General features: G+C 59.7%; 7 protein-coding genes. All 7 read right to left on the reverse strand.

The genetic code is table 11. The annotated features are described in order from the left end of the window. Nucleotides 1–91: 91 nt before the first annotated feature. The 7 genes from ACFRFQ_RS30395 to ACFRFQ_RS30425 all read right to left on the reverse strand — a co-directional run bounded on the left by ACFRFQ_RS30395 (nt 92) and on the right by ACFRFQ_RS30425 (nt 5348). Nucleotides 92–628: a carboxymuconolactone decarboxylase family protein gene (locus tag ACFRFQ_RS30395; protein WP_378665295.1), complete on the reverse strand. Its 537-nt coding sequence runs from the start codon at nt 626–628 to the stop codon at nt 92–94. A gap of 202 nt (nt 629–830) precedes the next feature. Beyond that, nucleotides 831–1814 carry an LLM class flavin-dependent oxidoreductase gene (locus ACFRFQ_RS30400; RefSeq protein WP_378665296.1) on the reverse strand — a complete coding sequence of 328 codons (984 nt, stop codon included), beginning with the start codon at nt 1812–1814 and terminating at the stop codon, nt 831–833. Continuing rightward, on the reverse strand, nt 1807–2118 hold the full coding sequence (locus ACFRFQ_RS30405; protein WP_378665297.1) for a DUF1330 domain-containing protein: 312 nt from the start codon (nt 2116–2118) through the stop codon (nt 1807–1809). The genes ACFRFQ_RS30400 and ACFRFQ_RS30405 overlap by 8 nt, the downstream gene beginning before the upstream one ends. A 43-nt stretch (nt 2119–2161) precedes the next feature. After that, on the reverse strand, nt 2162–2350 hold the full coding sequence (locus ACFRFQ_RS30410) for a ferredoxin (protein WP_378665298.1): 189 nt from the start codon (nt 2348–2350) through the stop codon (nt 2162–2164). Further along, a complete protein-coding gene (locus ACFRFQ_RS30415) occupies nt 2350–3642 on the reverse strand; it encodes a cytochrome P450 (protein ID WP_378665299.1) in 1293 nt (430 codons plus the stop codon). The genes ACFRFQ_RS30410 and ACFRFQ_RS30415 overlap by 1 nt, the downstream gene beginning before the upstream one ends. Nucleotides 3643–3744: 102 nt before the next feature. Then, complete coding sequence (locus ACFRFQ_RS30420) at nt 3745–4086, reverse strand: hypothetical protein (protein WP_378665300.1); 342 nt, start codon at nt 4084–4086, stop codon at nt 3745–3747. Beyond that, entirely contained in the window at nt 4083–5348 is a 1266-nt protein-coding gene (locus ACFRFQ_RS30425) for an aromatic ring-hydroxylating dioxygenase subunit alpha (protein WP_378665301.1), read from the reverse strand. The genes ACFRFQ_RS30420 and ACFRFQ_RS30425 overlap by 4 nt, the downstream gene beginning before the upstream one ends. Nucleotides 5349–5754 lie beyond the last annotated feature (406 nt).

The following is a 5754-nucleotide window of genomic DNA, read 5'->3' on the forward strand; positions in this document are numbered from 1 at the left end:
TGGAGTCGGTGTAGTCGACGGGTGCGGTGCCGAGGTGGGGATACTGTTCGGTCCAGCTTCCCGCGGCCGGTTTGGCGAAGTGTGGCACGGTCTACTCGCTTTCGTGATCTGGCTCGATGCCAAATGAGTTGAAGGCCATGGCCATCAGGCCATAGCAGCCGACAGTGAAGACAAAGTCCATGAGTTGTCGTTTGTCGAAATGCTCGCTGAGTGCTGCCCAGGTCTCGTCCGAGACGATCGAATCGACTTCGAGTTCTTCGACGGCCCGCAACACAGTGATGTCGGGTTCGATGAGGGCTTCGCCGCGCATGGCCGATTCGATCTCGGCCGGCGTCAAGCCTCCTTCTTCCTGGGCGATGATGATGTGATGGGTCTTCTCGTAAGCGCAGTTCCGGCGCGTTGCAACCCTCAAGATCGCCAGTTCGCGTAGACGGGGAGGAAGGCTGTTGCGGAACAGCATTCGCGTACTGAAGATGAGGAAGTCCCTGGTCAGCTCAGGGTGATTCACCAACGTGGACAACGCGGGCCCGGCACCTTCCGGGTTTTGCCGCTCACGGGGCAGCATTCCGCGCAACGACGAGCGAACCTGGTCGTCCCAATCTGCTTCGGGTAACGGAGATAGCCGCATCAGACGCTCGTTTCCTTTGCTGTCATCGAAAGAGTGCAATATTTTCGATCTCATCTTTGAGAATCACATTCTCCTTACTGAGTGCAATATTTCCACAGTCCTCATCCGTCGTCAACGCCGGACTGCATTGGTTGCTCTGCACACGAAGAACGCGCGGTGCCCGACGAACGGGCACCGCGCGAGAAGTTCTGAGAGAAGCGCACTATCGGCGTGGGTGGCTACCTCGATGAGCGTCGGCAAACAATCGTAATTCCCGTACGACATCAGGTCCGGAGGGCGTGTAGATGACTTCGCGATACCCGTAGTCGCCCAGTCGCGAGAGGTTTCGGGCGATCCGGTCGGCGTCACCGACCATTGACTTCAGATCGATGTGCTCGAGCAACCCGCGATCGCGATCGGTGAGATGCGTGACATGCCCCTCGAACGTCAGCAAGTGTCGTTCACTCCCTGGGGACAGGGCTTCAAGTTCCTCACGCCACGCCCGGCCGCCTGCCATCGCATCCACAGCTTCAGCTCCGTCGGTGATATAAGCGTTGTGCCAGTCGACAACTCGCCACGGACCTATCGCCTCGCGAACCCGATCCGAGTCTGGATCCTCGCCCGGATCGAGAACCGTTCCGGACGAGATGATCGCTGACGGGAGGCTCGCATGAGGTGGGCCGACGATTCCATCGGCGATCTCGGTTGCCAAACCGATTCCTTTGGGCCCGAACACGCTCAGCCACAGCGGGACGTCGACGGGCCGGTTCGCGGTCAGTCCGTCGGCATGCAGCATCCGTGTCGGCTTGCCGTCCACGATCGCGATCTCGCCCGCCAGCAGTTGGCGGAGGCCGCGAACGTACTCGCCCAGGGCCCGCATCGTCATGGGACGCTGACCCACCGACAGTCTGGCCGTGAAACCGGTGCCGAAACATGCCCGGAACCGCCCACCCGACAGCCGAGCCACCGTCGCGATTCCCGAAGCCATTGTCAGCAGGGATCGTTGCTCGGGAATCAGGACGGCAGTTGCCAAACCGATCCGTGTGGTCCGCTCGGCTGCCAACGCCAAGTGGACAAAAGGGTCCTCCCACAGCGGTGCGGAATCGTAGATCCACACCCGCGAATATCCCAACTCTTCGGCGAGGACAACCTGGTCGGCAAAATCAGGACCAGGCGGGAGACCACACGACAGTTCGACATCAGCCACGGCGGCTCGGCATTTCGAATCCGGACAGGATCACGGCATTGGTCTCGGCAGCATTCTCGCGCAACACCTTTGCCTCCTGGTACTCGTCGGACTCGTACCACGTGCGGGCTGCCTCGACCGATACGAACTCGAGGACAACTGTCCGGTCGCCGTGCCAATCGCCCTCGAGCACGCGCGGTGTCGTTTCGACCGACAGAACTGTGGCACCGCCCTGTGCCAGTGACGGTGCAGATGCCCGACCATAGGCATTCATGCCGGCTTCGTCCTTGATGGCTTCGGTCAAGATGACATATCCCTTGGGCATTGCGTACTCCTGGTCGTTGTGTGGTTGAAGGATGAAAGTGAGTTCAGGTCAAGGTTATTGCGCGCTCGGGACAGTTCGCGGCAGCGTCACGAACTGCACTTTCCACGTCTGTCGGAACCACATCGGCAATCGCCTCGGCGTAACCGTCGTCGGTGAGCGTGAAAACCTCAGGTGCGATGGTGAGGCAGACGCCGTGTCCCTTGCATCCGTCCGGGTCGACCGAGACTTTCATCAGGCGTCCTCCGCTGCGAGTGTGTACTCGAGGTTCAAGTTGGTGAGACCGCGGAGAATGAACGTCGGCACGTACTGGAAACTGCGGTTATCCGCAGTTCCGTGAGCGCTCTCCGAAATTCTGATGTCCGTGGTGCGGTCCAGAAGACGTTCGAGGCAGATCCGCGCCTCCGTACGAGCCAGTGGAGCACCGGGGCAACTGTGAATACCACGGCCGAAGGCGATATGCGTGCGAGCATTGGGTCGATCTATGTCGAATGTCGCAGCATCCGGGAACTGGCGCGGATCGCGATTGGCGGCGCCGTTGACCAACATTACCGTGGTGCCCGCCGGGATATCCACTCCACCAATGGTTGTGGGAACTCGAGAGAGCCGGAAATCGCCCTTGATCGGGCTTTCGATTCGCAGAGTCTCTTCGATGAAGTTGGGAATGCGATCGCGTTCCTTGCGCAGAAGTGCCTGGAGCTCAGGCTCTTCGGCAAGAATCTTCAGCGCGGAGCTGAGTAGTCGGACCGTGGTTTCCTGGCCGGCCGAGAAGAGGTTGGCAGCAACATGTACGACGTCTGCGACATCGGGGGTCGATCCGTCCGGGAAGGTCGCGGTGGCCAAACCTGTCATGACGTCGTCACGTGGTTCGCGGCGACGGTCCTCGACATAGGCGGTGAATTGTGCGTACAGGAATTCCATCGGCGTGTGCGCCAACGTGTCGTCGCCGGTGCTTCCGAGGCCACCACTCCCACCATCGTGTGGCCGTCCGAGATTTCGAACGAAGTTGTTCCGGTCGACCTCGGGAACGCCGAGGAGGTCGGCGATGGCCAACAGTGCATACGGGAGGGCGAACTCGCTGATGAATTCACCTTCGCCGCCCTCGAGTGCCTTGTCCAGCAACTGGTCTGCGAGTGTCCACATCCAGTCCTCGTTCTCCTTGAGGCGCTTGGGCGTGATCAATCGCATGAGCAGGGCGCGGTGGTCGGTGTGTACCGGTGGATCGAGTGTCGGTAGCTGATCGTTCATCGGGAGCTTGTGGCGGTGCAGTTCGATCAGTTCCGAGACGTCGTCGCCTTCGAGCGGGACCGGGAACCCGGGAAATGGACCGGTAACCGAAGTGCACGACGAGAATGTCACGCTGTCCTGCAGTACCTCCACGGCTTCCTCGTATCCCGTCACCATGACAACGTTGTGGTGCGGTTCGCGCTTGACGGGACATTGACCGCGCATCGCCTCGAAGTACGGGTACGGGTCCACGACAAGATCGTCGTCCTTGAAAAAGTTCTTGGTCTCGAAGTCGGTCATGGCTACACCGTTTCCCGCGACATCGCTTGCGCGTATGTCTCGTTTCTTGAGGCGAGGGGCTGCTCACCTGAGTCAGTGGTCATTTCGAACAGTGGGACATCTTCAGAACGATGGTTCGGTGAGACGGTGCAGGATGGCGTCACCGCCGTCCACCACCTTGGGCTGATGCCAGATTTCGACGCACATCGCGACCATGATGACGGAGTGCACCAGGCGGAGCAGATTGCGCGCGTCCTCGGGGAGGTCGTCGAGCGGAAACTTGTCGCAGTAGGCAAGCGCGTCTTGAAGTACGGGGAATCCGGCGTCGTAGAACGCCTGCATCGTTGCCATGCTGCTTGCCATCCGCATATTCCAGCGTTCTGCCTCCGTCTCGAGACACCACGCGGCGGCAAAACCCTCGAGTTCCGAGAATTCCTCAGGCAGAAGAGGATTGATTGTCGTCATACGTTCACCCCGGAACCTTGGTAGCTCGTGACCCAGTCGGCAATGGATTTGTGGAAATGTCGGACGAGAAGTTCCTGGTCGTTGAGCGGGAAGTCGCTCGAGCTGCCCAGTGCATCGAGACCTTGCTGAGTTCCGACGAGGGTACCCGCATCCTGCAGAGCGAACTCCTTGAACATGACAACGGCGCATTCCTGCGCAGCGCGGTCACTGGCGGTTTTGGCCGGCGGGAAGAAGAGTGTGCCCTCGAACCGGTGCGTGTTGTGTGATGTAGGCCAGTAGCGGTAGACGAGATACCACCCGCTGGCCCAGATCAAGATTTCCAGGTTGGGGAAGATCTGGAAGTTGTCGGCCGCCCACGCCTTGATGCGTCCAGGGTTGGTTCCGGACATCTCGCCCCCGAGATCGGGCTCGTTCCACGGTCCGAACAATCCGCTGCGCGTTTCCATTTCGATCGGGTACTGGAAATTGGCCGGCCACAGGCGACGCGGAACGCTGGACGTCGACACCATCCGATGCGGTCCGTCGAGTTGATAGTGCGGAGCCTCGAAACCCTTCATCATCTGGGGTCTGGCGTCGGGAGTCGCTTCCTGGGTATGCAGCGACGGGACGTGGTAGTACTCCTGGAATGCGTCCAGGAAAACCTTCCAGTTGCAGTCGATGTCGGCGCTGAAATCGTAGCGCTCGGGCATCTCCTCGAACGGATATCCCGCCAGATCTGTGATCATCGAGCCGAGGAACTCGGTGAGAGTAGTGGGCGGTTCCTTTGCGAGATTGACGAAGATGAACCCTGCCCAGACATCGCAGTGCACCGGGACCAGTCCGTAATCGGCCTTGTCCAAGTCGAAGAACTCGCCCTCCTGCTGCACGAACGTCAGCGACCCGTCGAGTGAGTAGCGCCACGCGTGGTACTTGCAGGTGAAGGCGCGGCAGGAACCACTGGTCTCCGCGCTGGGAATCTCGTTCCACACCAACTTGTTTCCGCGGTGACGGCAGATGTTGTGGAAGGCGCGAACCTGTCCCTCCAGATCGCGCACGATGATGAGTGAGGTATTGGCGACTTCGATTTCCTTGGTGAAATAGCGACCGTTGTCGGCGACGTCCTCGACGCGACCGACGTTGAGCCACGCCTGCTTGAAAACTGCTTCGCGTTCGGCTTCGTAGAACTCGGGCGAAATGCAGTCCTGGTAGGACACCGGCCCGGTTCCGACATCCGGATAGTGCTGGGTCCAGCTTCCTTCGGCAGGTTTGGGAAAGAGTGCCATCGCGTAGGTCCTTCGATTGTGGCGGCGATTCCGATGCTTCCCAGTGCGCCGTCAATTGTCAAGAATTGCATTCTCTTGCAAGGGTATTCGTATCCTAGATAGTGATGGCAAGATTGTGTCCGTAATTGTGCATTGTGGTGCAACATATTTCGAGATCTCGGGTTGGTCGGCCGAAAACGAAGAGACCGCAACGCCCGGCATGCGTGAAGATGTGCATGCCGGACGCTACGGTCTTTACAGTTTTGCTTGCTTCCCAACTACTTTCGCTGGCGTCCGTGTCTGTGTACTCAGACGACGGGTTCGACGGTGACGGCTACGTAGGCGGCGCCGCTGTCGGGGACGCGTGGTTGTTTCCAGACTTCGATGGGGAAGGTGACCATGACGAAGGATTGCATGAGGTGTACGA

The organism is Rhodococcus sp. NPDC056743, from assembly GCF_042790355.1.
GTDB lineage: Bacteria > Actinomycetota > Actinomycetes > Mycobacteriales > Mycobacteriaceae > Rhodococcus_F.